Origin of the sequence: Myxococcus qinghaiensis (assembly GCF_024198215.1) — a bacterium.
In the GTDB taxonomy this organism is placed as follows: domain Bacteria; phylum Myxococcota; class Myxococcia; order Myxococcales; family Myxococcaceae; genus Myxococcus; species Myxococcus qinghaiensis.
Genome location: NZ_JAKCFA010000014.1, coordinates 216,375 through 242,772 on the forward strand (window position 1 = coordinate 216,375; position 26,398 = coordinate 242,772).

The 26,398-nt window shown below is 68.4% G+C and carries 16 protein-coding genes; 8 read left to right on the plus strand and 8 right to left on the minus strand.

From position 1 onward, the window contains the following. The first annotated feature begins 217 nt into the window (after positions 1 to 217). The gene (locus LZ199_RS46500) at positions 218 to 3,088 is read left to right on the plus strand and encodes a glycine-rich protein (protein ID WP_253996499.1); all 2,871 of its coding nucleotides are present in this window, start codon (positions 218 to 220) and stop codon (positions 3,086 to 3,088) included. Positions 3,089 to 3,229: 141 nt separating this feature from the next. Continuing rightward, positions 3,230 to 4,741, plus strand: a complete 1,512-nt coding sequence (locus tag LZ199_RS26210; RefSeq protein WP_253996500.1) for a hypothetical protein — start codon at positions 3,230 to 3,232, stop codon at positions 4,739 to 4,741. Between the two features lie 144 nt (positions 4,742 to 4,885). Here the strand turns inward: LZ199_RS26210 and LZ199_RS26215 are convergent, their stop codons facing one another. The 5 genes from LZ199_RS26215 to LZ199_RS26235 form a co-directional block, all read right to left on the minus strand. Next, entirely contained in the window at positions 4,886 to 5,182 is a 297-nt protein-coding gene (locus tag LZ199_RS26215; RefSeq protein WP_253996501.1) for a hypothetical protein, read from the minus strand. Positions 5,183 to 5,299: 117 nt separating this feature from the next. Then, on the minus strand, positions 5,300 to 8,764 hold the full coding sequence (locus tag LZ199_RS26220; protein WP_253996502.1) for a hypothetical protein: 3,465 nt from the start codon (positions 8,762 to 8,764) through the stop codon (positions 5,300 to 5,302). Next, a complete protein-coding gene (locus tag LZ199_RS26225; protein WP_253996503.1) occupies positions 8,758 to 9,297 on the minus strand; it encodes a DUF1318 domain-containing protein in 540 nt (179 codons plus the stop codon). The genes LZ199_RS26220 and LZ199_RS26225 overlap by 7 nt, the downstream gene beginning before the upstream one ends. Continuing rightward, positions 9,294 to 12,983, minus strand: a complete 3,690-nt coding sequence (locus tag LZ199_RS26230; RefSeq protein ID WP_253996504.1) for an AsmA family protein — start codon at positions 12,981 to 12,983, stop codon at positions 9,294 to 9,296. Before LZ199_RS26230 ends, LZ199_RS26225 begins: the two co-directional genes overlap by 4 nt. Positions 12,984 to 13,135: 152 nt before the next feature. Then, complete coding sequence (locus LZ199_RS26235) at positions 13,136 to 13,774, minus strand: hypothetical protein (protein WP_253996505.1); 639 nt, start codon at positions 13,772 to 13,774, stop codon at positions 13,136 to 13,138. A 404-nt stretch (positions 13,775 to 14,178) separates the two neighbouring features. Here LZ199_RS26235 and LZ199_RS26240 point away from each other — a divergent pair, with 404 nt between their 5' ends. Further along, the gene (locus LZ199_RS26240) at positions 14,179 to 15,756 is read left to right on the plus strand and encodes a hypothetical protein (RefSeq protein WP_253996506.1); all 1,578 of its coding nucleotides are present in this window, start codon (positions 14,179 to 14,181) and stop codon (positions 15,754 to 15,756) included. Between the two features lie 8 nt (positions 15,757 to 15,764). Here LZ199_RS26240 and LZ199_RS26245 read toward each other — a convergent pair whose 3' ends face one another. After that, a complete protein-coding gene (locus LZ199_RS26245) occupies positions 15,765 to 16,448 on the minus strand; it encodes a hypothetical protein (protein ID WP_253996507.1) in 684 nt (227 codons plus the stop codon). Between the two features lie 2 nt (positions 16,449 to 16,450). Then, on the minus strand, positions 16,451 to 16,975 hold the full coding sequence (locus LZ199_RS26250; protein WP_253996508.1) for an RNA polymerase sigma factor: 525 nt from the start codon (positions 16,973 to 16,975) through the stop codon (positions 16,451 to 16,453). Positions 16,976 to 17,201: 226 nt separating this feature from the next. On the opposite strand from LZ199_RS26250, the gene LZ199_RS26255 reads away from it, so the two are divergent. The 4 genes from LZ199_RS26255 (at position 17,202) to LZ199_RS26270 (ending at position 23,117) form a co-directional block, all read left to right on the plus strand. Beyond that, a complete protein-coding gene (locus LZ199_RS26255) occupies positions 17,202 to 18,461 on the plus strand; it encodes a DEAD/DEAH box helicase (RefSeq protein WP_253996509.1) in 1,260 nt (419 codons plus the stop codon). Between the two features lie 71 nt (positions 18,462 to 18,532). Further along, the gene (locus LZ199_RS26260; protein WP_253996510.1) at positions 18,533 to 21,130 is read left to right on the plus strand and encodes an exonuclease/endonuclease/phosphatase family protein; all 2,598 of its coding nucleotides are present in this window, start codon (positions 18,533 to 18,535) and stop codon (positions 21,128 to 21,130) included. After that, complete coding sequence (locus LZ199_RS26265; RefSeq protein WP_253996511.1) at positions 21,127 to 21,960, plus strand: hypothetical protein; 834 nt, start codon at positions 21,127 to 21,129, stop codon at positions 21,958 to 21,960. Before LZ199_RS26260 ends, LZ199_RS26265 begins: the two co-directional genes overlap by 4 nt. Positions 21,961 to 22,124: 164 nt before the next feature. After that, a complete protein-coding gene (locus LZ199_RS26270) occupies positions 22,125 to 23,117 on the plus strand; it encodes an Ig-like domain-containing protein (RefSeq protein ID WP_253996512.1) in 993 nt (330 codons plus the stop codon). 57 nt (positions 23,118 to 23,174) lie between these two features. Here the strand turns inward: LZ199_RS26270 and LZ199_RS26275 are convergent, their stop codons facing one another. Further along, entirely contained in the window at positions 23,175 to 24,824 is a 1,650-nt protein-coding gene (locus LZ199_RS26275; RefSeq protein ID WP_253996513.1) for a serine hydrolase, read from the minus strand. A gap of 297 nt (positions 24,825 to 25,121) precedes the next feature. Here LZ199_RS26275 and LZ199_RS26280 point away from each other — a divergent pair, with 297 nt between their 5' ends. Then, positions 25,122 to 26,333, plus strand: a complete 1,212-nt coding sequence (locus tag LZ199_RS26280) for an MxcI protein (RefSeq protein WP_253996514.1) — start codon at positions 25,122 to 25,124, stop codon at positions 26,331 to 26,333. Positions 26,334 to 26,398: the final 65 nt, after the last annotated feature.

Here is a 26,398-nt window from a genome sequence, read left to right on the forward strand (position 1 = left end):
CATCGACTTGTCAGGGGGCCCGACACGCCATCCTCATGGGCACACATGACTAGTGGAAAAGACGTACAAGCATTGCGCCAGGGTCTATTGACAGTCCTTGCATGAAGTTGGTCAAGTCCGCCGCGCTGCGGAAGTGAGCACGCACCCATCTCCAGGTCCCGCGTCATTCCCAACCGTGCTCGGTGCCCCGAAGTCAGTCCAGGAACGGAGCGGAACGATGCACGCACGTCGCCGGAAGCTATCGTTGTGCCTTGCGCTGGCCACGCTCATGGCGACAGGGCTGTCCGTCGCGGACGTGGTCATCCTCAACCCCGGGGAAATCAAGGGTCAGGTTGCCTTCAACGACGAGACCTTCACCCAGTACACCGTGAGAGCCAGCTCTCCGGATGGACTCTCCGCCCAGAAGTCCTTCACCACGACGCCCTACTCCCTCATCGTGGAGAGTGGCCACCACTACGCCACGTCCATTGATGCCCGCCTGGTCAATGAGACGGCTCCGTACGCCCAGCTTCAGATCTACAAGAACAACCAGGTCCTGGTGGACAACCAGGTCGGGCCCACCACGGTGGATTTCTCGTTCCTCTCGACGAAACGCATCCAGCACAGCATCTCCGTGACGGGAGGTACCATCTCGCGGTTCGACATCTACGCGTCTGCCAGTGATGGCGAGGGCTCCTACTCCGCATACAACAGCCGCAGCATCGGGACTCCGCACCCCACCTCCATCCCTGGCTGGATGGCCATGGTGCCCGCAGCGCGCGTGACACTCTACGGGACTGTCTATCTGACCCTCCCAGATGGCACCCAGCTGTCGCGTTCGCTCGAAACACGAACCGTTGACCTGCTGCACCAGGCGCCGGCCAGCGTGAGCTGGCAGTTCGATTTCTCGAGCCGAGGACAGCTGGTCGGAGCGGTCCGTGTCGCGCCTGCCACCCGACTTGGCACGCACTCCCTCTCCTTTCGCGGCACCTCTCCCTCCTCCACGGGAATCAACGGCTCCAGGTCCGTGCCGACCAACGGCGACTATTCTGTCGAGTTGCCCTCCGGGACCTACGAGCTGATGCTCCGGACCTACTTCACCTCGCCCTCTCAATACTCCGACTCGAAGCCCTACTCAGTCACCATCACCCCTGGCACCCAGGCGAGACTCGACTTCACCGAGTCGTTGGGCACGGCGCACTCCGCATTGGACGTAGGTGGCTTCTTCAGCAATACGTCGCTCTCAAACGTAAGCATGCACCTGCAGCGAATGGAGCCTGGCGTAAACAGCTACGGCGGGGCTTGGAGCAGTGCCCCTACCAACGGCCAGTTCGTCTTCCAGCTCAACCCCGGGACCTGGAAGAAGCAGCAACTGACCTACCAACTCTTCGACACCACCCACCCGCTGGAGCCGCTCGGAGTCACCACCTATCGCGGCTACTACACCCAGGGCGGAGGGAGCCCGACCAACGTGCCCGCCGGTGCCACTGTCGGGCTGGAGACGGAGTCCGTCACGCTCGTCAGGTCCAAGGCCTACTTCGATGTGAAGGAAGCCCTGCCGGACTCACCCCAGATTCTCGTAAGCAATCCCCGCATCGAACTTTCCGGGACTGCGTACAACCCCAACGGCACACCGAGGGACAGTCTCACGACCATCGCCCAGGGCTCATCGACGCCCGCGAGCGTCTCCGGTCTCACCATGGCCGTCGAGCCGGGCGCCTACAACATGATTGCGTCCGCGACAGTCCTGGGAAGCGTGGTCCAGTTCGTCAACCAGCCCATCACGTTCGCGTCCCCCACCGCCGTGGGTGCGGGCGCGGGAGTCTCGACGACTCCCGTCGAGAATCCGGACCTCAAGGTCACGGTGAAGTTCGACGAGGTCGAGACGGAAGGCGTCATCTCCGTGGTCGAAACACCGCTCGGTCCCCTGCCACCTCAGGGATTGAAGAGCTTCTGCTCGGATGGAGCCAGCGCGGAGGGCATCGAGTGCAGTCCGCTCTACTATGACATCGACACCACCGCCGGATACGAAGGCGAGGTGACGGTGTGCATCCGCCGGAAGTTCCAGGGCGCCAATGGACTTTCCATGTTCCTGCGCCTCTACCACTTCAACTCGGAGGCCCCTCCGGCGGGACAGTGGGAGGAATTGCCACCCCCGCCAGGGATGGAGCCGGCCATCGACTGCGGGGCAGACCTGGCCGCCTGTGGATGTGTCTCCGAGGAGAGCTGCGGCATCGACTACAACGCGGACCCGCCGGTGAGCGTCATCCAGGTGTGCGGAGTGACGAGCAGCTTCTCCCCGTTCGGCATCTTCGAGAAGGACATCGAGTTCACCAACCAGGTGGATGGCCATACGTATGAAGGCCCCACCGGTCCGCCCGCCCTCCAGACCTGGAAGGTGCCCGCGACCGGCACCTACCGCATCACCGCCATCGGCGCGAGCGGCGCCACGCCCACCCAGGCCCAGGGTGTCACGGGCGGCTGTGGAGCCCGGATGTCCGGTGAGTTCTCATTCCAGGGCAATGAAATCGTGAAGATTCTCGTGGGGCAGAAGGGCACCGCCACTCCCTTGAGCGGGGGAGGCGGCGGTGGCTCCTTCGTGACCAAGGATGGAACCAACCCCCTGCTCGTCGCCGGCGGCGGCGGCGGGCTGCGCTCCGGCGCGACAGTCAACGGACGCCCCGGCGGAACGACTTTCTCGGGCTCGGCCGGCTCCGTCAGCGCCGCATATACCTCCGGCTTCGTCCCGGGCGGGGTGAATGGCCTGGGAGGCAGCCGTGTCGCGTCCTATGGCGCTGGCGGTGGCGGATGGGACGGAGACGGCGCAGCGGATGGCAACTATGGCCTGGGCGGCTCGTCCTTCAAGTCCGGCGGCAGCGGCGGCCTGGGGAAGACGTGCGGCGCTCCAGCCCATGGAGGCTATGGCGGCGGCGGCGCGGGCAATGGCTGCTACGGCGGCGGTGGAGGCGGCGGGTACTCCGGGGGTGGCGGAGGACGCGTCGGCGGTGGAGGTTCGTGGAATGAGACGGGCACCAAGCCCTCGAATGAGTCCAACGTCTGCACGCCGAGCGGGCATGGCCGGGTGACCATCGAGTTCGTCCACCCCTAGTCAGCCCAAGTCGAGAGCAATCACAGGCCGGGGCGCCCCATGAACCGGGGCACTCCGGCCTGGCACTGAGCTGAACCGCCGAGGGCACCTCCGCCCCGGACAGAGGAGGCGTGTATGCAACGGCAGACCCTGAGAGTCTTGGTGAGGAGCCTTTCCACGTTCGTCATCGCGCTGTGTCTGAGTTCAGGCTCGAGCGCGCTTGCCCAGGAGTACCAGCGCTTCGCCGGCAAGCTTTCAGACCGGACCAGTGGCGCCGCGCTGGTGGGCGCCATCACCGTCAATGGCGTGCGCCAGACGACCGGCGCGGACGGGGTGTTCGAGGTCTACGTCCCCACGGCGGCGCGCTACGTGCTGGACGCGGCGCTGAACGGGTACGTCCCCACCTCCCTCATCCACACCGACGCCCCGGACTACGTGGAGGTGAAGCTCCAGAAGGCGGAGGTCTACACGGTCAACCCGATGCAGGACTTCGCCGTCACCGACAGCCGGGGCACCCGCATCTCCATCCCCGCGAACTCTCTCGTCAATGCCCAGGGCATCCCCGCCCGGTCGCTGGTCCGGCTCCAGATGTACACGTATGACCTTCGCAACGACCAGATGGTGGGAGACATGAGTGCCGTGGACGCCAACGGGCAGCCCGTCTCGCTGTTGAGTATCGGTGCGTTCTCCGCGGAGTTCCGCGACGCCAACGGAAACCTCTACAACCTGGCCAGGGACCGCACCGCCAGCATCAGCCTGCGCGCGGACCCGAGCAACACGTTCAGCGGCTCGGTGCCCCTCTGGTGGTACGACCAGACCCGAGGCGTCTGGGTGGAAGAGGGCCTGGGCACGGTGGTTGACGGCATCGCCACCGGCCAGGTGTCCCACTTCACGGTGTGGAACTTCGACGTCAAGCTGGCCCAACCCGCTTGCATCCAGCTGACGTTCGACCCGGTGTACTTCTACTCACCCAAACCGGCCGGCCTGGGCGCCACGGCGACCATCACGATGAACCTCATCGGCTGGCAGCAGAGCCGCACGGGCACCGTCACGAGTCCGGGCCCCCATGCGCTCTACAACCTGCCCACCAATGCCAACGTTGAGATCAGGATCAACGGAGCCCCGTTCGCCATCGTCAACAGCGGCGCCGCGTGGGGTGGAACGGGGACTCCTCCGCATCCCTATGGCGTGTGCAACGGGAAGCTGCTCAACATCGCTGGCGGGCCGCGAACGGGCCTCGTGCAGGGCAAGGTGTTGCGCCAGCACCGCGGCAACCATGGTGGCGTCACGGTGGTGGTGAGCAATGGAGGCACGCAGTTGGGCACGGCGGTGACGGATGCCGCGGGCAACTTCTCGCTGCAGGTGCCCGCGGGCTCCGTGTCCGGGGTGACCGCCAGCAGGGCGGGATACCTGGCGGTCCAGCACACCAGCTTTTCGCTGGCCGCGGGGGCAACGGTGGACCTTCCCATCGTGACACTCTTCGCGGGCAACACGGATGGAGACAACGACATCGACTGGGCGGACTTCGCGGCCATCGGTCCGTTCGTGACGAACCCGCTCACCGCCGTGGGCCCGAACGACCCGCGCGACGTCAATGGCAACGGCTTCATCGACTGGGATGACCTCTCCAAGGCCTCCGCCAATGGCGGACTGACGGGCCCCAGGACCTGGTAGTCGTCGCTCGCGCTCGAGACCGCGCGGGGTCGGAATGCCTGACTTCCGACCCCGTTCGGCGGGCCCCGAGGACCACGCGACCGGGAACATGCCCAGACTGGAGCACGAACCAATCCTGGGAAGTGTCCATCCGACCTGTCGTCCCTACGAGCCCCACACGAGATGAAAGAGGGCGGGGCTTGAGTCCAGGGGAGAACCGAGCGCGGCGTCCAGCGCCCCGAGGCCATCGTGGCTCAACGGATCATCCAGCGGGAAGAACTCCAGGCCCAGGTCCTCCAGCTCCAACAGCGTCTCCACGGCTTCGGCGAGCGGAGCCGGTGAATCGAACGCGAGGACCTCGTGCTCACCAGTGGGAACCAGCGTTTCGACGAGGGCGGCGATAGCGCACCAGCGTGTCCTGGATGCGCGCGTCGAGGGGAGCGCGCGCCAGACACGCATCAAGCCAGTGGAGGTGACTGCTCAAGCTCTTGATGGAGACGGAGTGCTGTTCGCCCACGGACTGGCGCGTCTGGGCCCAGCGATTGTTCCAGCTCACTCCAGTCTGGCATGGGGGGTCGATTACGGCTGCGCGGGCACCACCTGCGCGTCGCGGACGTCCGCTGACGGGTGGGCGTTGAGCGCCGTGTAGATTTCGAACCACGCCAGATACGCGCGCCAGGACGCATCGCGCTGGTCGATGAGGGAGCGCCGTGCCTTGCCCAGGCGCTCCGGTACATCGAAGGGCATCCGCGTGCTCCCATTCGAGTGGAGCTGCGCCGCGAACCAGAGCACATCCAGTTGACCGGCATCGACGGGGGCATGGGTGCGCGCCACCAGCGTGTCCGCGTGCTCCAGCGCCTTGCCCAGCCACCGGGCCGCCAGCGCCGGGTCCTGCCGGTCCACCGCGTTCTCGGCCAGCCGCATCTCCGCCAGCGTCACCGCGCGGACGTCTTCGTCCCGGTCCAGTTGGGCGAACTGCTCCAGGAACAACTCGCGCCGCAGCTCCAGCGCACGGGCCGCGGCGTCCAGGTTCCCGAGCCGGCTCTCCGCGTTCGCACGCAGCCCCGAGGCGATGATGCGATAGGTGCGAATCACATGCTCCGGCGTGGAGCGTGCCCACTTCAGCGCGGCCCGCACCTCCGGAGTCGCCAGGTCGCGCTCCACCTGGTCCAGGTCCTCCAACGTCCGCTGGGGCTGCCCCATCCCCAACGCCGACGCGCACCGGGACAGCCGCACCACCAGCCGGTTGCGCAACCCCTCTTCATCCCGGGGACTCGCTTCGATGATGGGCAGCTCGCGGTCATAGAGCGCCAGCGCACGCTCGAACCGACCGGCGGCGAGGTTGTAGAGCGCCGCGCGGTCCACCACCAGCGTGGTGAAGCGGGCCAGCCTCGGCGTCGCGTCCACCATGGCCAGGGCCTGGTCCGCCGCCTTCGCCGCCTCCTCGTCGCGCCCGACGTGCAGGAGCACGCGCGCCCGCGCCAGGGAGACAGCCAGCCCCGCCCAGTTGTCCACGTAGGGCAGCTTGTCCCGCTGGTCCAGGTAGCCCAGGGCGATGTGGTAGTTGCCCACCTGGGTGTGCAGCATCCCCAACGCGCCGAGAATCATGGCCTTGTAGCGGACGTTGTTGCGCATCAGGTCCAGGGCGACCATGTAGTGCCGGTTGGCGCGCTCGGCGGCGGCGGGGGCGCGGCTGCGCAGGAAGTCCTCGTGGTGGATGGCGCCCAGCAGGGCCTGCACCGCGCGCTGGTTCTTGAGCTCCGGCCACGACAGGCGCAGCTCCGCCACGGCCGCCTTCACCGTCAGGGCATGGGCCTTGTCATCCAGCTTGGGGAGCTGGCGCGCCATGAGGTAGGCCTTCACGAAGTGCGCGAGCGGCCTGGCCATGCTCGCGGAGGTGGTGATGACCTCTTTCTCCACCACCTCGGGGCTGACGTCGGCGCGCAGGCGCAGGCTCACGGACTCGACAGCGCTCTCCAGGAAGCCCGTCCGCTTCGTCACGAGGTCGAAGTCGGCACGGGCCTCATCCCGGCGTTGCTGCCCCAGCCGGCGGTAGGCGCGGCCCATCATCGCGCGGCGGAACAGCCGCTCGGCCCGACGGCGCTCCTCGGTGCCCGCGGGAGCATCGTCGACATAGACGGTCGCCAGGGCCTCCAGCACGCCATCCGCGCCGAGCCCCGAGGCGCGCTCGACGGCGTCCTGCACCACCGCGCGCCGGCGGAGCGGGTCCGTTTGCTGGCGGTAGAACGCCATCAACGCATCCCGCACGGGACGCGGCGGGCGCTCGTCGTGCACCGCGTTGACGTGACGCCCCAGCTCCAGGGCGAACGCATAGGCGGAGCCAGCGGGGGCCAGCGCCTGGGCCTGGGCCATGGCGGCATCCGCCTCGGCGTAGGGGCGGCCCCGGTACAGGGCACTGACAGAGGCACGCGCGAAGTCGAGCTGGTCATCGGCCGGGAAGACCTTGTGCATGGAGAGCCGGCGGCCGGCTTCGACCAGGGCCTCCCGGTCGTCGAGCTTGCGGTACAGCGCGTCCGCCTTGTCGTACCAGGCCTCCAGGACCGCGCGGGGCGTGGTGTCTGCAATCTCCGCCGACTCCAGCTCCTTGCGCGCCAGCGTGAAGTCCCCAGCGGCCTCCGCCAGTTCGCTGCGCACCACGCGTTGGAGGACGGCCGTCGGCGGACTGGGCGCGTTGGCGGGCTCCAGTGCGGCCATGCGTTGCCGCTCGGCTTCGCTCAGCTCCTCCACCATGCGTCCGCGCTCGCGTTCCTTCATCGCGCGCCGGTGGTCGATGAGGATTCGCAGTGGCGCCTCCAGGCCCGTCGTCGCCGTGTCCTCCACCCGGCGCATCTGGTCGGCGTAGAACTCCGCCGCGCTGAAGTCCTCGGAGTCCAGATGGAGCCGGCTCAGGCGCATCATCAACAACCGGCGCAGCTTGGGCCGGGCCTCGAGCAACAGGCGGTGGCGGTAGAGCAGGAGCTGGTCGGCGCGCCTGCCCACCATCTTCAGCTCCTCGTTGAGCTGAGCCACCTCCCACGTGCTGGGGACCTGGCCATCCAGGGGCAGCTGATACACATCCAGCGACTGCGCCCGTGAGCAGGTCGCGATGAGGGACGCGGACGCAGGCGCGGGGTACTGGCAGTTCCAGGACGCGCTGGTGAGCTGGGTCGGGCTGGCGGCGGCGGCCAGCGCGGGCGCGTCGTCGCGCTCCCCCTCGAACGGCACCCGGAACAGCACCCCGGTGTCGCTGGCATCAATCACTCCATCCCCGGTGGAGTCGGTGAAGAACTGCACCACATACAGGAAGCGCCCATCCTGCGAGAACACCGGCTGCCCGGTCTGCCCCGGCAGGTCCAGGTCCATCGCGATGGGAGTTTCGCCTGGGCGGTCCAACCGCAGCGCCTCCAGGTGGGTGGCGGCGCGCGCGGCGAAGCCAGGGCCCACCTGCGTCACGGAGCGCTCGACGGGGACGTACACCAGCCAGCGCCCATCGGGCGTAAGCGTGGGGCTGGTCAGATTGCGCTCGAGCAGCGTCTTCACGCTCCACTCGCGCCCCAGCTCCACCCGCGACAAGCGCAGGTCTCCCTGGATGGTGGCCCGGCTCACCAGCGCGATTCGTGACGAGTCAATCCACTCCGCCTGCAGCGCGTTGGCCTCCTCGTCGAGGCAGCGACGCTCCTCCGCGCCGGGCAGCTCCCGCACGCACAACTGGCCCCCGGCCTGATTCCGGAACGAGATGTAGAGCAGGTGTTTCCCGTCGGGGCTGACGCGCGGCCACGTCACCTCGGCGCCTTCGTCGAAGAGGCGGCGCTCGCGGCCCTTCTCCAGGTCTTGCGTGTAGAGCTCGGTGGCGATGTTGCGGTTGGACGCGAAGATCAACGTGTTCTCATCGGGCGCCAGCTGCCCGAGGAACTGGTCGCCCACGCCCACGGTGAGCCGGGTCGGCATGCGCACGCCGCCGTCGTTCTCGTCATCCTGCGCGCTGGCGCCGCTCGCGACGAGCAGGGCCAGGAGCAGCAAGCACCGCCCCTGGGGCGTCAGCACTTCTTCTCTCCCCAGGTGCCGTCAGCGGCCTCCACCCAGCCACCGCAGACCACGCCCTCCGCGTGCATCTGATGCCAGCTCTGGCGCAGCGACTCCTCGGGCACGCCGGGGCGCACGGTCCGCATCCACTTCCAGAGCTGGAGCCGGGCCCGGTTCACCCGCTCCACCAGGGCGACGTCCTCGGTGGTCAGGCGCCCCGCCTGACAGCGACGACGGGTGTCGACGAGGAGCCCGTCCTTCCCCTCGCCCACGCAGTGGCGCCGCAGCAGCTCGTCGACGCGGTCCGCCTGCGTCCTGCCCAGGTTCTCCACCAGGGGCGTGGGCTGGATGCCCAGCTCCTCCAGTTGGTTGGGCGTGAGCGGCACTGGCGTCGGGCTCATGCCCGCGCGCGCGAGCCGCTGCTCCACGTCCTTGAACGAGCCCGAGGCCTGCTCCTCGAGCGCCGTCGCGCGGTCCACCATGACGATTTCAGGGGCGCTGATGCACCCGGGAGCGGCCAGCGCGGCCACCAGCAGCAACCCGCGGGGTTTCATGGCGTGGCCTCCAGGGAGGGGATGGACTTGATGAGCTGATCCACGATGGGCCCCATGGGAATGCCCCGGATGTCGTTGATGCTGATGAGCTTGGCCAGGCCGCCCATGGTGATGCTCAGGCTGCCGAAGCCGTGGTTGAAGCTCACGCGCACGTGCTCCGGATAGCCCAGGCTCAAGGCATAGCGGACCCGGTTGGTGGCGGGGTCCACGTGGCGCGGGTCCTCCAGGTCGAGCAGGTCGAGCAGGTGCCGGTTGCCGATGCGCAGGATTTCCGCGCGGCCGTTGATGCTACGGTCCTTGGCGGAGATGACCATGGCGGCGTTGCCGTCGAAGGGCTCGCCGTGCGACGACTTCACGCCAGTGGCTCGCACGCGCGCCTCCAGCGTCGACTGCTTTCCCTGCCAGTCCAGCAGCCACTGGCCGGTGATGCGCCCGCCGCGAACGCCCATCTCCAGTTGAGTCATGGAGACCACGTGCTGGTTGATGGCCAGGTTGCCCGCCAGCGGTGAGATGGAGACCTGCGGCGTGGTGATGCGGGCCGCCGACACGAACCCGCTGCGCGAGAGCAAGGGGTGCTGGTCGGCGAACCGCAGCATCGGGTACGGATTCACATCGATGTCGTCCAGGAGCCGCACCTGGCCCTCGGTGAGCTGGAAGTTCTCCGTGAGCGGGACGTTGCCATCGAGCGCCTCGACGGCGATTCCCTGCTCGGGCAGGCGGACATTCACGTTCTGGAGCAGCAGGCTGGAGAAGGTCCGGAAGGCCACGAGGTCGGGAGACGCCACCCGGAACTCGACCGCGACCTTGCCACTGCTCTCCAGGCGTCCGGACTGAGCGAGCTTGGACAGGTCCTGCGCCAGTTGTCCCCGCAGCGCCAGGCGTCGCCGCTCCTCGCTGAGGTCCAGCCGGCCTCTCACCTTCAGCTCGGTGCTCGTTCCACCGTTGGACAAGAACAGGTCGGGGACGTGGATGACGCCCGAGGCCTTGCGTCGCGCGGTGAACGACAACGTCAGGTCCTGCACCGGATAGGGCAGCGCCGGCTTCTGCTCCAGCGTGCGCGCCTTCAGGTTCTGCTTCACCTCGATGTCGTCCGCGTCCCACTTGTCCGTGAAGGTGAAGGTGGCGTCGTGGGACAGGTCGGCGAAGGAGAACCGACGGTCCCGCAGGCCGACCGTGAGCTTCTCCGCGGTCAGGTCTCCGTGGACGCTCCGCCGGGGTCCATCGATGTGCGACTCGATTCGCCAGTGCACCGCGGGGAGGTTGAGGGACAGGGCATCCTCCCTCCAGCGGATGCCGAGCGCGTCCATCACGGCCGTCCCCTCGAAGCCCACGCCCCGAAGCGGAGTGGGCATCAGCCGCACCTGGCCCTCGGAGGTGATGTCCTTGAAGACGCCGAACAGGGTGCCGTGCACGTCGAGTTTCAGCGCGAACTTCGACGCATCCACCGCCGCGGGCACATGGAACCGGGCCAGGAGCTTTGACAGGGGACCGAGAGGCGGGAGGTCCGCCGTCACGTCGCCGCGAAGCGCACGGGTCTTCCGGTCGAATGCCAGCGCGACATCGGCCCCGCCCTTCAGCCCCTCCTTGCTGGTGACGACCAGCCGAACCGCGGGCTTCCGGCGGTCGACGTCCACCGTCATGAACTGGTGCTGGGTGCCCACCTCCAGCTCACCCGCGCGCAGCCCTTCGATTCGAACGTCCAGCTCGCCCTTGTGTCGCCACACATCTCCCCGCGAACTCATCACGAGGGCGATGGTGCTGGCCGTCACATCGTCCCAGGCGGGCCGCGTCAGCCGCAGCTCCGTCCGGTGGTCCCAGCGGGGCGCGGGAGAGAAGAGCGCCGTCGCCGTGCCCTTGGACGTCAGGTCCACGCCCAGGTTCTTCCAGCCGAGACGCGCGGCGACTTCGTCGGGGAGGAAGGGCCGCGCGATAACGAGGTCCGGAGTCCGGGCGGTCAGGGTGTACGCCACGTCCTCCGTGCCCTTGGTGGCATCCAGGGACGCGTGCACCGCGCCGACCTCGAGCGTCACGCGGGCCCGGGCCCGGCTGCGCCGTGGCGCGTCGAGCAGCGGGAACACCTCCGACGCATCCAGCTTCACGTGCACGGGGCCCTTCAGCACCTCGCGCCCATCCGCCATGACGACCTGGAGCGCCCCCACGGGCACGTCCGCGCTCAACGCGAAGGGCGGTTCCTTGGCCAACGGGGCTCGGAGCTGAAGCCCCAGACGTTCGGCCTTCGCACGGACACCCGAGGCGCTGACGTCCAGGGCCTCCACCATGGCGGACAGCGTCGCCTCCCCCGCGAGCATGAGCGGAGAAGACGGCTCCGGCCGAAGCTGGTGCCCCTTCAGTTCACCCTGGGCCTTCGGAACTCGCAGCGTGGTGGGCCCGTCGACCGCGAGCCCCTGGAGCGCGAAGGCCAGTTGAGCCGACAGCCCCTGCTTCGCATCAGGCGTCGCGACCAGGGAGATGCGACCACTCCCGAGCGCCACCTGAAGCGCGTCCTGGGCCAACCGGACCTTCGTGACATCGACGTCCAGGCCCAGCTTGCCCTGGGCGCCCAGGGTCGGAATGGCGCTCAGCGTGACGTCCTGGGCGTCCAGGTGCGCCTTGCCCTGTTCGAGGACGAGCGGGCGCCACTCGGCGGGAACCGCTTGCAGCAACCGTCCGAGGTCCACTTCCGCCAGGGCACGCGTCACGAGCACGGGCACCTCCGCCGCATCCGGCAGCACCGCCAGGACTTCCACCTGGGCGCTGTCGGTCAGTCGCGTGCGCTCCAGCTCCAGGACGGTGTGTCGCTTCTCTGCGTCGAACCGCGCGGCTACCGCGCCGTGCAGCAGCGTGCTGACCGTGAACCGTGAATCGAAGGTCTGCCGAGCGACGTCCAGGTCCACCCGCGCGCGAGCGGCCTCGGCCCCTGCCTCCACTGAGAGCGCCAGCCCCAGCGCGGCCACACCCGTGGGAGTGGCGGGCCCTTCACGGCTCAACTCCAGGGGCAGTGGAGCGCCAGCCTGGCCCAGGTTCGCGAAGACCTTCCATCTCCCGTCCTGCTCCTTCAAGTCGAGCACGGCCGCGAGCCCACGCAAGGACCAGCGGTCCACGACCTCGCCGCGTTGGACGCGGACGTAGGCCACCGACAGGCCCGAGACTTCGACCTTCCCGACGGGAGGCGCCGAAGCCAGGAAGGCGGCGAGCTGCTGGGAGGTTCCGACGGGCACTTCAGCGGGCAGCGGCTCCGGGGTCGTCTCCGGCTGCGACAAGAGCGTGAGGGACGTGGGCCCCGCATCGTCGGCCACCAGGGTGAAGACCGCGTCCCGCACGGCCACCCGCTTCAGCAGCGTGGGCCCGTTCAGGAGTGAATCCGGCGACCACTGCGCCTCCAGCGTGCCGACGCGCAGCAGCTCGGGCGCGGCGGCATGAAGCGGTGCCGGGGTCCGCACCACCAGCCCCTCCAGTCGCAGTCCCGACAGAATGGCGACGTGGGCGGTCTGGTAATCCAGTTGCAGGCCGGTGGCCGCTTCCACCTGGGGGAGGATGCGCGGCTTCACCCAGGGGTGGTCGAGGTTGCGTAGGACAGCCACGGCCGCGAGCAGCACGAGCGCGGGGAGCACGACGAGCAACAGGAGCACACCCGCGAAGACTCGCGCCCACCGCCGACGAGGCCTTTCCGCTCTGGGGGATTCCATGGTGCTCGATGAAGGCGAGTGGCCATCATCTCGGGGAGCGTCAGCGAAGTCGAGCACCCGTTGCGGGCAAGCGAGCGGGCGCAGGAAGGCAGCGGAGGGCCGCTGGCGGGCCCCCAGGGGGAGCGCGGAGGAAGGGCCCGGATTCCGTGCGGCTATTCCGCCTCGTCTTTGGCGAGCAGCGAATCCGGGTCTGTGAACAACACATCCGCCCGGTCAGACAGCGCCATGCGCTGCAATCCCTCGTTGGCGCCTTCGCCCGCGAAGTCACAAGGGATGTCGCGCAGCAGGAAGGCCTTCTCGGAGGACCTGACCGATTCGGGCAGCTCACCGAAGGTGTAGTACGTGTGGTGGGGGATGCTGATGGGCTCGTTGGTGTTCTGATACCGGTCCGTCACCTCCGGCACCGCTTCCTCGGAATCCGCGCCCCTCCGACCGTAAGCGGCCTCTCTCATGTCGAAGCGGAGGAAGCACTGGTCCTCGCGCGTCGGCAGGAGGAGCTCATCGAAGCCGTAGGGGACGTCGACGGAGTAGAGGATGACAGTGCCGGACACGGGGTCCGTCAGCTTCACCTTGTGAGGGCCGCGACTGACCTCGAAGACGAGGTGGTCGCCGTCCGTGCTCACCTCCGGCGTCGGCTTTCCGTCCACGGAGAGTTCCACCGCGCTGCCCGCGACCGTCAGGACGTGAAGCCTGCCGACGCCGAGCGCACGGATGAGCACGGATGCGAGGCCCGCGCCGACGAATCCGACCACCACGACCGCGACGGCGATGATTTGAACCTTGCGCACCACGACGACCCCCTTGCCGGGTCCATCGGCGGCCCGTGCGCTCGGGACGATAGTCCATGGCCCCGTGCGTCCGTGGAAAAGGAGGGCCGCTCCGGCGCACTTCCAGCGCGAGCAAGGAGCAACTCCGTCACGGTCGCAATGGTCACTGGCGTATCGAAGCTGGGAACCGGCGGCTGGCTCCTCATCGTCGGCGTGAGCACCGCGCTCGCCGGTCGATTCGATTCCGCGGCCCCCGGGCTTCAAGCCTCGTGCGTGGCGCGGCTGAAGCATCCGAGGCGGCCTCGAGGCCTGTTCCCGGATGGCGAGTGGCTCGGCAGGACAGCAAGGAGGCGGCCAGGACCCCTGCGGCTTGGCGCCCCTGTGAGCCATGCGCACCCTGTCGCCGGGTGTCGTGGGAGGGAGACACGATGGGCGGCTGGCGAAGCTGGGGCGCGTGGGTGGTGGTGTGTCTGGGGGCGGTGGGCTGTGGCAGCAGCGATACGCCGCCTCGGCCGGAGACCTGTGAGGCCACCGACTCATGCGAGGGCGCTCCGGAGTTTGTGCCCGACGCGGGCGCACCGGATGCAGGTGGAGCTCCTGACGCGGGCTCGCCCGACGCGGGCGGCCCCCCCGGTGAGGGCGATGGCGGAACGCAACCGCCCCCAGAAGACGGGGGCTCCACGCCAGGTCCCGTCACCGCGGGTCAGACACTCTGGATGAGGCACGAGCCCCAGCCGCGCCATGACTTCGCCATCGGCGTGGGGGCCACGTCGGATGGGCAGGCCCTCTACACGGCCTCCGTGCACGGCTCGACGGGCTCTGCGCCCCACGCCATGGGGAACCAGTCGTCCTTCGAGGTGAAGCGCTACTCCGCCTCGGGTGTGCGCCAGTGGACGCGCTCCTATCCCCTGGTGCCCGCTCCGGAGACCGAGCCTGAATCCGATGTCTGGGGACGCGCGGCCATGAGCGTGTCGCCCACCGGTAAGCTCTACCTGCTCACGGAGGTCTTTCGTGGCTCCGTCACGCTGGGCGGTGGCGACGCGCTGTCCGGGCTCCACCTGTCCAAGCTGAACCAGGATGGCGGCACGGAGTGGTCCCTCCCTCTCGCCACGCTCGCGGAAGCGGGGGTGGCCGTCGTGGCGAGCCAGACAGAGGGCGCCTTCGTGAGTGTCCGCGCCAGCCATCCGTACTCCGAGGAGCTGCGCTGCGCGCCGATGGAGGGAGCGCTCTACCGCATCTCCAGCGGAGGGACTGTCGTGTGGCGCCGGCGGATATCGGAGCCCCAGTGCGGCAACTTCCGCGCGGAGGCGGTGAGCCTCTCGGCGCTGCCGGATGGCGGCGTGGCGCTGGGAGGCTCCTACTTCGGCACCATCCAGACACCGAAGGGGACCTTCAGCACGCAGGTGGAGTCACCCTTCCTCGCGAAGTTCTCCGCCGACGGGCAGATGACCTGGTTCAACGCCTTCCCCAGCAGTCACGGCCGGGTGACGAGTGTGGGCGCGAGCTCCAAGGGCACCCTGGTGGCGGCGGGCGTGCTGGAGACCGGAGGACTCCAGTGGGGCACGGAGACGCTGAAGCCTGAAGCGCGCTCGTTCCTGCTGACGGCGGAGGCGACGGGGACACCGCGCTGGCTCAGGAGCCTGGGCCGCTCCGAGAAGGTCGTCGTCGCCGTGGAGCCCGCGGGGCGCGTGGTGGTGACGGGGCTCTCCCGCGACTATCCCCACCCCTCCTCCGGACACACGGACCCGGCGCAGAACCCCCAGCTCTTCGCGCGGCGCTTCAACCTGGAGGGACGGGAGCTCTGGAACCGCTTCTTCTTGCGCTCGGGAGGGCCGTCCGACCTCTTCTCCGAGCAGGTGGCCTGCGCGGCGCCGTCCGGTGAAGGCAACGGCAACACCCTGCTCTTCGGCCACTTCTCCCACACGGAGGACTTCGGAACAGGCACCCTCGTGCCCGAGGCCACCGATACGTTCCTGCTCAAGCTGGGCCCCGGCTCGGAGTTCTAGAGGCTCCGCTACTTCCCGGCGCCTCGCGGCGACTCCTCGAAGGCCGCGAGGCGGGCGAGCTGCTCGCGTGCCGCGTTCAGGTTCGTCCCCGCGACAGCATGGGCCAGCCGCTGAAGCCACGCGGCCCCCGTGGGCCGCTTCGTGAGCCATCGACTGCCCACCACCATGAGGGCCAGGAACACGAGCCCGAAGAGCACGTTCGCCGCCAGATAGCCCGTCCCCAACGCGCGCCAGGCATCCACTCCCGCGACGCCTCTCAGTCCGACGATGAGCAGCGGCGTCCACAAGAGCGGCGACAGCCACAGCACCCACTGCGTCGTGCGGACCGTGGACAGCCTCAGCGACTCGACACCCGTCTGAAGCTGGGTGATGGGCGCCGCATAGTCGAGCGAGCCCACGCGAAGCCACTGTCGACCCGAGATGGCCGTGAGGACCAGCGCCACCCCATGAAGCAGCAGCGCGGGCACGACGAACCGGGGCTCACGCACGTTCGCCGCGATGAAGGCCCCCAGCGCGACCAGGCTGACCAGCCCCATCACCAGCTCGAACCCCAGCGACATTCGCACCCGAGCCATCGCCGTCCGCGTCCCCTCCAGCTCCGTCGCGCGCAGCATCCGGCGGTTGAGGCGAATCACCTCGTCCAGCCTCGCGTCATTCGCCTGCCAGCACTTCTGGAAGTCATCGAGCTCCATCGTCAGGTCTCCTTCGTCGTGTCGGTTGAGAGGCTCTTCATGTCGGCGCGCAGCCGGTCCTTCAGGCGCCCGATGCGCGTCGAGACATTGGCGGTGCTGATACCGAGCACCTCCGAGATATCCGCGTGGCTGTGGCCATCCAGGTACAGCATCGCCAGGGCCTTGCTCAGGTCATCGAGCCGGGCGATGGACTGGTACAAGAGCGCGAGGTCCTCCGACGGAGGCCCCTCCACGTCCCGCGCCACCTCCAGCATCTCCTGGCTCTCCGGCGCCAGATGTCGCTTCCGCGTCCCCTCCCGCCGCTGGAAGGAGATGGCCACGTTGAGCGCCACCCGGTACATCCACGTCGAGAACTTGAGCCTCTCGTCGTACCGGGGAAACGACTGCCACAGCTGGGCGATGGTCTCCTGGACCAGGTCGTCCGCCTCCACCCCGGGGCCGCCGTAGACGCGGGCGACCTTGTAGAGGATTCGCCGGTGCGCCTCCAGGAGGGCGAGGAAGCGGGCATGTCGGTCGGGTTCGGCCATCGCGGGTGTCCACAGGTTGCGAGGACGCGAGTGACGCGTCCATCGCCTTCACTCCATGGTTCGCCCCAGGGGGAGGAATCTCACACCACCCCTTCTTTTTCCGAGACGCGGCCGGAGCCACGCCTCCGGCCGAGGCCCCGACCCGGGCAGCCAGGAAGGCCACCGCTGAGCCACCCCGGCCCTTTAGGACAGGTGCGTACCCATCTGTGGGATAGGGTGCCCGGCCATGACCTTCTCCTCCCTCGGTCTCTCGGACGCGCTCGTCCGCGCGATGAGCGACCTCGACTGCCTCGACCCCACCCCTGTGCAGCGCGCAGCCATTCCGGCGGTGCTCCGGGGCGGTGACGTCTGGGCGTCGGCACCGACGGGCTCAGGGAAGACCGCCGCGTTCGTGCTGCCGCTCCTGGAGTCCCTGGGCATCAGTCCCGGCGGCACGCCCCGGCGGACCCGCGCCCTCATCGTCGTTCCCACCCGCGAGCTCGCCGCGCAGATTTCCGAGACCGTCGAGCAGCTCGGGCGCCACCTGCCCCGGCGACTGAAGACGTGCCTCGCGGTCGGCGGCGTCTCCATCAACCCCCAGATGATGGCGCTGCGCGGAGGCGCGGACCTCGTCGTAGCCACGCCGGGCCGCGCGCTGGACCTGGTGGACCAGAACGCGCTCCGTCTCGCCACGGTGGAGACCCTGGTCCTCGACGAGGCCGACCAGCTCCTCTCCCTGGGCTTCTCAGACGAGCTCACGCGCCTGCTCGCCCTGCTCCCCAAGCGCCGCCAGAATCTGCTGTTCTCCGCGACGTTTCCTCCCGCCGTGGGGAAGCTCGCCGAGGAGCTGCTGCACGAGCCCACCCGCATCGACATCCCGCCAGAAGCCCTGCCCGGCGCGGACCTCGTCATCCAGCGCGCCATTGAAGTGGACGCGGGGCGGCGCACGATGCTGCTGCGTCACCTGCTGGAGACCCACGGCTGGTCCCACGTGCTGACCTTCGTGGCCAGCCGGTATGGAACGGAGCACGTCGCGCTGAAGCTCAACCGCGCCGGCATCACCGCCGCGCCCCTGCACGGAGAGCTCAGCCAGGGCGCACGCACGCGCGCGCTCGCGGACTTCAAGGCGAAGCGCATCAAGGTCCTCGTCGCCACGGATGTCGCCGCGCGCGGCATCGATATCGTTCAGCTCCCCGCCGTCGTGAACTACGACCTGCCGCGCTCGCCCGTGGACTACCTGCACCGGATTGGCCGCACGGGCCGAGCGGGAGAGCCGGGCATGGCCCTGAGCTTCATCAGCGCGGACACCCAGGCCCACTTCCGGCTCATCGAGCGGCGCCACCAGCTCCGCCTCCCCCGCGAGCAGCTCCCGGGGTTCGAGCCCGTCGACGTCCCCACCCCGCCCCTGGACGTCAATGGCGGCGTGAAGGGGAAGCGCAAGAGCAAGAAGGACAAGCTGCGCGAAGCCGCCGCGGCTGCCGCGAGCCGCCCGCGAGCGCGCAAATAAAAGGGCCGTGAAACACAGGCGGGAAGATCCGCGAACGCCTTCGTTCCTCTGGGGCACAACCCGGAGGTTTCATGCAACGCGGTGCATTCCTGTTGGCCTTCGCCAGTCTCATCCCTACCTGGGCCCTGGCGGCGCCCCACGTTACGAGGCTTCCTCCCCAGAACGCGGCGGTCCAATGCAGTCCCGGCGCGAGGTGCGTCCAGCCCACGGTGGACGGCTGGGTTGCTCCCATGGAGTACGCCGACGGCAAGAAGTTCCCGCTGCAGGACTATGCGAACGGCGGCCCCAACGGCGAGCTGTACCTGCTCGTCAGTGACAACGCCGAGTACACCTCGGAAGAGTGCAACTTCGGAATGCCCCTCGCCGGCGGGATTCCCTCGGTCCAGACGAACCCCTGCCTCTCGCAGACGCTCTTCATCGGCATGCGCCTGCCCCGGCCCAAGGACGCCAACGGAACCTTCCTGGACGCGGCCGGCGTCATCGACGTCTGGCTCGACGCCCAGCGCGACGCCACCATCAACCAGGTCGTCGGGGCGAACCAGCCCCGCTCCGAGGACCGGCGCATTCAACTGCGCTACTCCACCGGTCCGAACGGAAATACCACGCTGTCGCAGCGGATGGGCAACAACACGAATGGCTGGACGGCCCTGACGGACCCCAACCAGGCCTGGGCCACCACCGCCTTGGTGTCGACCCCGAGCGCGCAGTCGTCCCGCGTGCACATCGAGTTCTCGGTGAAGCTGCGCACCAGCGTGCCGCCCATCACCGGCAGCGAGCCCCTGTCCGCCCTCGTCCGCAAGCTGGGCCTCGGCATCCAGAGCACCGTCTTCTCGGTGGCCGGCGCCACGCAGCGGGTCGGAGGCGGCATCTTCCCCAACGTGAAGAACCAGTCGCCCGTCGACTTCATCCCCTCGACCTGGGAGACGCTCGAGCTCAAGGAGCCCGTCTCCATCCCCCTCAGCTTCACCATGTGGAACGTGGGGCAGATGCCCGACGCGACGTTCTGGGTCCCCGACGGTGGCTCGGGCGAGATTGACACCGTCGCCGCCAAGATTTTCAGGAAGGAGGTCGCCTGCATCTCCGAAATCTGGATGTCCCATGAGCGCGGCGAGCTCATCGAGAAGGTCAACGCGCTGCGCGCCATCGAGCTGCTGCCTCCCATGCAGGCCGTCACGGAGCTGAACGACGACGTCCTCAAGCTGGCCACCGAGAGCACGGGCCTCGTGCTGCTGTCCTCCCGGCAGATTCTGGAGGGAGGCGTGCACCACTTCCCCTCGCACATGTGCACCGGCTCCGACTGCCTCCAGGACAAGGGCGTCATCTGGGCGCGCATCGCCACCCCCGCCGCGACCACGCCTGTCGTCGTCAATGACGATACCGGCGCGCCCAGGGTCTCCACGGCCACGGACTACGGCGAGTTCGTCGATGTGTTCTGCACCCACGTCAACGCGGGAGAGAATTCGCCGGGGCCTGACACCGATGCCCGCGAGGACCAGCTCTTCGACATCAAGGCGTATGTCCAGCAGGTGCGGAAGGGCGGCCCCCTGCACGCCAACACCTTCCCGTACCTGCTCGGCGACGACGACATCTTCCCCCAGGGCACGTGGCCGAGCGGCATGGACCGCCCCGCCTTCCTGCTCGGGGACATGAACACCCTGGGGCCCAAGGCCACCCAGCCCGACTCCAACTTCCCCCGCTATCAGGACATGGTGGGCCAAAGCTTCCTGGACATCAGCGAGCGCACCCAGTTCGAGAAGGCCAACAGCCTCTTCTCCGAGTCTCGTGATTTGGCGCGCACCTCGTCCGGCCCGGACCCGATGGCGACCGGAACGTGGTTGACCAACCAATGCACGGACCTGGTGACGGACGAGCTGGGCTCCAAGGACCGGCTCGACTACGTGCTGGTGTTCCCCGCCGAGGACACCCTGGAGTTCCCCACCTACGCGCTGCTCAAGGAGCCCACGGCGGACGTCAAGCCGCACTTCGACCCTGACTCCGGCATCCTCATCGCGAACCCGCAGCAGCAGTTCTTCCAGCAATGCCTGTCTGACCACGCGATGGTGGATGTGAGCGTGGCCTTGACGAAGGTGAAGGACGTCGTGAAGTACAACCCCGCCAAGCCGCACCGGATGGAGTACGCGGTGAAGCAGGTGACGGACTTGGAGACGGAGAGCGGCTGCTGCGCGGACTGGTTCACGCCCCGTGTCCACATGACAGCCAATGGCTTCTTCCGGGAGAACACCTTCCTGACCATCGTCGAGGACCAGACCATCTACCCGAACTGGCAGGTGCGGACCGGGCCGGACAATCCCACGCAGTTCCCGGACCTGCCCGCCAACTTCACCGGGGTGGTGAACATGACCTCCGCCATCTGGGAGGAGGATGTCGGCCCCAATGACCACTACGACTCCATCCCCGAGGGGGGAGCCGGAACGGCGGTGGACGAGCGGGACGGCCACTTCAGCTTCTTCGCGGCGTCGGGCCTGGTCCTCCGGGTGAAGGGCGAGGCAAATGCCAATGATTGGCTCAACGGGCTCGAGATGATGGGGAGCTTCTTGAATGGCTTTGAGAACGGCATGTCCCTGGAGACCGAGGGCAAGGACCATGACACGGGCGACAACGCCCGGGTGCGGCACTACATCCAACTGAAGGAGCTGGAGACCCCATGAGCGCAATGAATCTGAAGTACGCGGTGCTCGCGCTGCTCGTCGGGGGGACGGCCCACGCCGTCGAGCCGATGGTGCCGTACGACAACTTCAACCCGTCGGAGTCCAACCCGCCTCGCGCGACGAAGGTGCGCGGCATCGACCCGGCACGGTGGACGAGCCAGGAGAGCGGAAGCCGGCAGCAGGCGCTTCGTGAGCTGGCCTTCACCCGCCTGCGGCTCTTGAGCCGGTCCAACACAGGCACGGGACGCTACGGCCTGCGCTTCACACAGCCGTCGCTGGTGACGGCCATCGAAGCGAAGGTCCGCGTGAACAACGCCCGGAGCACGGGGTGCGAGCCGCCGGGTACCGGGGTCTCCCAGGCAGCGGCGGAGCTGTCCGGCCACTTCTTCAACGCCGCCACGCCGAGCCGGGCCAGCGCGAAGGATGACATCACCGCGTCCATCCGCATCGTCTCCCGGTCCACGGACCCGCTGGGCTCGCAGGACTTGCGCGTGGAAGCGAACATCGAGCGGTGCAGGGACGCGTCGTGCACGGGGCGCAGCTCGCTCTTCACGTCGGACCTGGGCCTGATCCACCAGGGCGAGCAGGCCCGCTTGCGAGTCCAGTGGGACGCGGCGAATGACCGCTTCGTGTTCCAGCGCGACAGCCAGCCCGAGGTGTACGGCGCCTACACCGTCACGGACACCGGGGCTCCCGGCATCGCCAACAAGGAGCTGGTCGTCACGCACGCCCTGCCTTCCTGCGGCAGCGGCAGCCCCACTCCACTGGGGTATGTGAATGCATACTTCCACGACGTGCTGGTGAACCAGTCAGCGGCCCCCGCGCCGTGAGGTAGCGCGAACCCTGGGGCAGTCCCACCACACCCGGCCTGGCACCGTGCGAAGCGGCGGCTGACAGGCCCGGGGGAGCCCCCATCCGCGCTGGCCGTTTGATATGTCGATGCCGATGGTGCTCCCAATCCCTGCGAGCGCCATACCCCGAAGGGGGAATCCACATGAGCATCGTTTCGAGAAGAGGCCGTGGCCTCGCCGCAGTGTTGGTCGGTGTGAGCGCGCTGGCCTCCGTCGGTTGCGGTGAGGGCCCGGACCCGCGGGAGGACACCCAGGCCCCGGTCCAACAGGTGAGCGCGCCCCTGGACAACCTCTCGGCGCCCACCGTGGCGCTCACCGCACCGGCTCCGGGGAGCTTCCTGCGTGGCACGGTCACCCTCACCGCGGACGCCTCGGATGACGTGGGCGTCTCCCGCGTGGACTTCTTCGACGGGGCCACGCTCATCGGCTCCGCCACCCAGGCCCCCTTCAGCGTGAGCTGGAACACGACGACGGTGGTCTCCGGCACCCATCCGCTGACGGCCCAGGCCTTCGACGTCGAGGACAACTCGGCCACCTCCAGCGCGGTGAGCGTCCTGGTGGACAACTTCGTTCCCATCATCCTGACCGGCTCGCCTCAGTACAATCCGCAGTCGCAGAACTACGTGCGAGGCATCGTCGGCCTGAGCTGGGCGGTGACGGACCAGAGTCTCTCCGGCGTGGCCCTGGTGGAGCTCCTCCGGAACGGGTCCTTCGTGGCCTCGCAGCCGGGCCACTCGGGCGTCACCTACAACTTCACGTGGGACACGCGGGTGATGGGCAACACCTCCTACTCCCTGACCCTGCGCGCGACCGACAACGCCGGCAACGTCCAGACGAACACCCGGACCCTGGTCGTCGACAACGCGCTGCCCTCGTCCGTCCTCACCGCGCCAGCCCACGGAGCCGTGGTCAGCGGCCTCGTCACGCTGTCCGCCAATGCCTCCGACAGCCAGGCGCTCATCTACGTCGCCTTCGAAATCGACGGCGTCCTCCAGTCGCCCTTTTCAGCCACCGCGCCGTTCACGAGGACGTGGGACACGACGGGCAAGTCGGGCACGCATGTGATTGTCGCCGTCGCCTATGACCGGGCTGGCAACAGCCGCCGGAGCAATGCGGCGACAGTCACCGTGCCCTGAACCACCCGCACGGCCCACCCCGGTGCCATGGGGTGGGCCGCTGCGAGGACCCGGCACCTAGCGACGGGTGAACACTCCCAGCTTGTCGCGGTTCCAGGCATTGATGGTCAGCGAGAGGACCTTCGTTCGTGGCGCGGCGAAGAAGGCCCCGGAGAACCCTGACTCGTTCTCTCCCGTCGTCTGGAAATAGAACTCGTCGCCGCTGTAGTGCATGAGTGCGAAGCGCTTTCCTGCGGGGCCCACGGTGAATGACAGCGCCCCATCTCTCAGCGTCACGGTGAGGTCTCCGTAGACGCGGTTGGGATAGGTTCCGACGTAGGCATTGAGGTTCCGCGCGGGAGTCGGGCTCACCGCGGGCTTGGAGTACTTCGTCTGGTCCGCGGTGATGGGCTCGGCCACGATGGGCCCGAAGAAGGCCAGCCAGTCTCGCGTGGATGCGCCGTAGCGGACGATGTCCACGAACTCCGCGGAGATGGCCTCCGGCACGCCTCGCGGGTCCGCGTTCGTCAGCACGGCGATGGCCAGCTTCTTGGACGGATAGACGGTGATGACCGTGGACGCGCCACGCCCGAAGGCGCCCGAGTGGCCCAGCCTCAGCTCGCCGGTGTCCTCGTAGCCGACGTTCCAGCCCAGCCCGTAGAAGCTCGTCCGACCTCCCAATTCCTCCGGCCCCTGGGTGACACTGACTGGCCGCCAGATGGTCTGAAGTCCCGGGACGTCCACCACGGGATTCGGAAGCCCCGGGTAGCCGCCTCCCGCGAGCAGCATCGTCAGCCACCGGGACAAATCCCGCACCGACGAGTTCGCGCCACCGGCTGGCGCCTGACCGTCATTGTTGGCCCCCAGGTCTGGCTTCCATTGGCCGTCCACCAACGTGTGCAGCGCCGCCCGGTTCTTGCTCGCCTGGAGGTCCGCGAAGGAATAGGAGCTGCTGCTCATGCCCAGCGGCGCGAAAATCATCTCCCGCGCCAGGTCCTGCCAGGAGCGCCCCGTCCCCGTGGCGAACGCCAGCGCTCCGGCTGTCAGCCCATAGTTGGTATAGGCATACGAGTCGCGGAACCGCGCCAGGGGATACAGCGCCAGCTTCGAGATGATCTGCTCGCCGGTGTAGCCCAGGTCCTCGAGCAGATCTCCCGCATGGTCCGGCAGGCCACTGCGATGCGCGAACATGTCGGCGACCGTGACGTGCTGCCCCACCCAGGCATCCGCGAGCGTGAAGCCAGGACGGAGGCTCTGGAGCGTGTCATTCCAGTCCACCTTGGCCAGGCGCCGCGTCAGCGCTGCGGCAATCACCGTGGAGCTCAGCGGCTTGGAGACCGAGGCGAGCTGGAACACGGTGTCCGCATCGACGTCCCCCACCACGCCCGCCTGGCGCTCGCCCAGGCCCTTGAGGTAGCGGACCACGCCGTCGTAGACCACGGCGACAGCGATTCCGGGCACGGTGGTGGCCGCCTTGTCCTTCTTGACGATGTCGTCGAGCACCGCCAGGGCTCGCGTCACTCCGTCCGCGGTGATCTGCCCCGAGGCCGCCGGCATCGCCGGAGCCGGGGTCCTTGGACCCGGTGCCGGCCCCGCCGCCTCCGCCACCGAGCCCGTCCCGGAGATGGCGGCGCCCACCCCCGCGACCCCCAGGCCCCGCAGCAGCGTCCTGCGCGCCATTCCCGAGTCCGCCGTCGGTCCTGAACCCTGCCCGTCGTCCTGCGCCATGACTCCCCCCAGAAGCCTCACGTCGAAGAGGTTTCGACGCACCCGCGGCGGGCACAGTGGGAGGGCCGTGGACGCACGCGCAACAGACCCGGGTGCCAGTGTGCCGTCGGGTCAACCTCCCCTCGTTCTCCAGCGACAGCGGGCCTGTCGGCATTCCTTGACATCACGGTTTCCCCACTTCAATACGACCTGAAAACGATAATGCGTATCGTTCTCATCCACGGATGTCCCCCTCACCGGGGCAGGCGCCATGGAAGGGCGGCGCATTTCCATCCCCCCCGTCGAGAGGCTGTTCCCATGAAGCATCCTGTTGCCTTCCGTTCCTTGCGATGGACCCTGGCGCTGCTCGCCCCCTGCCTCTTCGCGGGCTGCGGCGACTCGGACGAAGACGACGACAACGGGCCGCTGTATGCCGTCACCACGCAGCTGCTCGCCGACGACCCGGTGGAGAGCTACGTCGTCGTGACGAGCCAGGCGGAGCAGACCAGCACGCTGTCGCTGGACAACGCCATCAAGGTTCCCGGCCGTGCGCTCGGCGTGGGCGTCCACAAGTCCGGCACGCTCTACGTGGTGACGGACGAGAGCGCGGTCGTCACCCGCTACAAGCTCAATGACAGTCGCGGCCTGGACGAGGCGGGGACCGTGAGCTTTTCAAGCCTGGGTGTGACTTCGCTCGGTGAGTACCAGGCCAACTTCCACTTCGTCTCCGACACCAAGGCCTACTTCTTCGACGGAGCCACCGCGCAGGTCGTCATCTGGAACCCCACGGCGATGACTGTCACGGGCAGCATCCCGCTCCCCGCGCTGGTCATCCCCGACACCGTGCTGGCCTTCTCGGGAGCCGTCGCCCGCGTCGGCAATCAGTTCATCATGCCGGTCGGCTGGCGGCCGGTGTCTGGCATCGGCATCACCCGCAAGGCGGGCGTGGTCTCCATCGACACGACGACGGACGCCGCCACCATCGCCACCGATGACCGCTGTGGCTACACCCACGACATCGCCGTCGGCTCCGACGGCACGGTGTTCCTCGCGACCGAGGCGTACGGCGCCGCGGTTCGTCGGGTGCAGGGCGCGGACGCGCCGGAGCCGTGCCTGCTCAAGTTCAACCCGCAGACGCGCACCATCGACCCCACGTTCTACCGGTCTCTCGAAGGCCTGGTGGGTGGCGGCACCGCGGGCGCGCTCATCCCGGGCCCCCAGGGCACCGCGTACGTGCGCGTGCTGGACGAGAGCATCGCGCCGGTGCTCGAAGGCACCCACCCGCGCACCATCGCGAGCGGCACGGGGTGGCAGTGGTGGGAGCTGAACCTGGGCACGCTGGTCGCCACGCGGAAGTCCGAGTTCCCCTCCACCTCCGGCAGCATCTTCCTCTACGAGTCGGAGAACCAGACGCTCTACACCGAGTTCGGCGCGGGCGCCGCGTCGACGACGCTGCGGGTGCTGGGTGAGAGCGGCAGGCCCACGCTGACCACGCGGGGCCTCTCCTTCTCCTTCGTCCAGCTGCGCTGAAGCAAGCCTGTTCCTGCAAGTCCCCTGTCCCCGGTTCCAGACAGACGTGTGTGTGAAAGGAACCG

Coding starts and splice junctions, on each gene's coding strand:
- LZ199_RS26270 (WP_253996512.1), top strand. CDS start 22,125: ATGAGCATCGTTTCGAGAAGAGGCCGTGGCCTCGCCGCAGTGTTGGTC.
- LZ199_RS26280 (WP_253996514.1), top strand. CDS start 25,122: ATGAAGCATCCTGTTGCCTTCCGTTCCTTGCGATGGACCCTGGCGCTG.
- LZ199_RS26225 (WP_253996503.1), bottom strand. CDS start 9,297: ATGAAACCCCGCGGGTTGCTGCTGGTGGCCGCGCTGGCCGCTCCCGGG.
- LZ199_RS26230 (WP_253996504.1), bottom strand. CDS start 12,983: ATGGAATCCCCCAGAGCGGAAAGGCCTCGTCGGCGGTGGGCGCGAGTC.
- LZ199_RS26240 (WP_253996506.1), top strand. CDS start 14,179: ATGGGCGGCTGGCGAAGCTGGGGCGCGTGGGTGGTGGTGTGTCTGGGG.
- LZ199_RS26250 (WP_253996508.1), bottom strand. CDS start 16,975: ATGGCCGAACCCGACCGACATGCCCGCTTCCTCGCCCTCCTGGAGGCG.
- LZ199_RS26275 (WP_253996513.1), bottom strand. CDS start 24,824: ATGGCGCAGGACGACGGGCAGGGTTCAGGACCGACGGCGGACTCGGGA.
- LZ199_RS26255 (WP_253996509.1), top strand. CDS start 17,202: ATGACCTTCTCCTCCCTCGGTCTCTCGGACGCGCTCGTCCGCGCGATG.
- LZ199_RS26265 (WP_253996511.1), top strand. CDS start 21,127: ATGAGCGCAATGAATCTGAAGTACGCGGTGCTCGCGCTGCTCGTCGGG.
- LZ199_RS26245 (WP_253996507.1), bottom strand. CDS start 16,448: ATGGAGCTCGATGACTTCCAGAAGTGCTGGCAGGCGAATGACGCGAGG.
- LZ199_RS46500 (WP_253996499.1), top strand. CDS start 218: ATGCACGCACGTCGCCGGAAGCTATCGTTGTGCCTTGCGCTGGCCACG.
- LZ199_RS26260 (WP_253996510.1), top strand. CDS start 18,533: ATGCAACGCGGTGCATTCCTGTTGGCCTTCGCCAGTCTCATCCCTACC.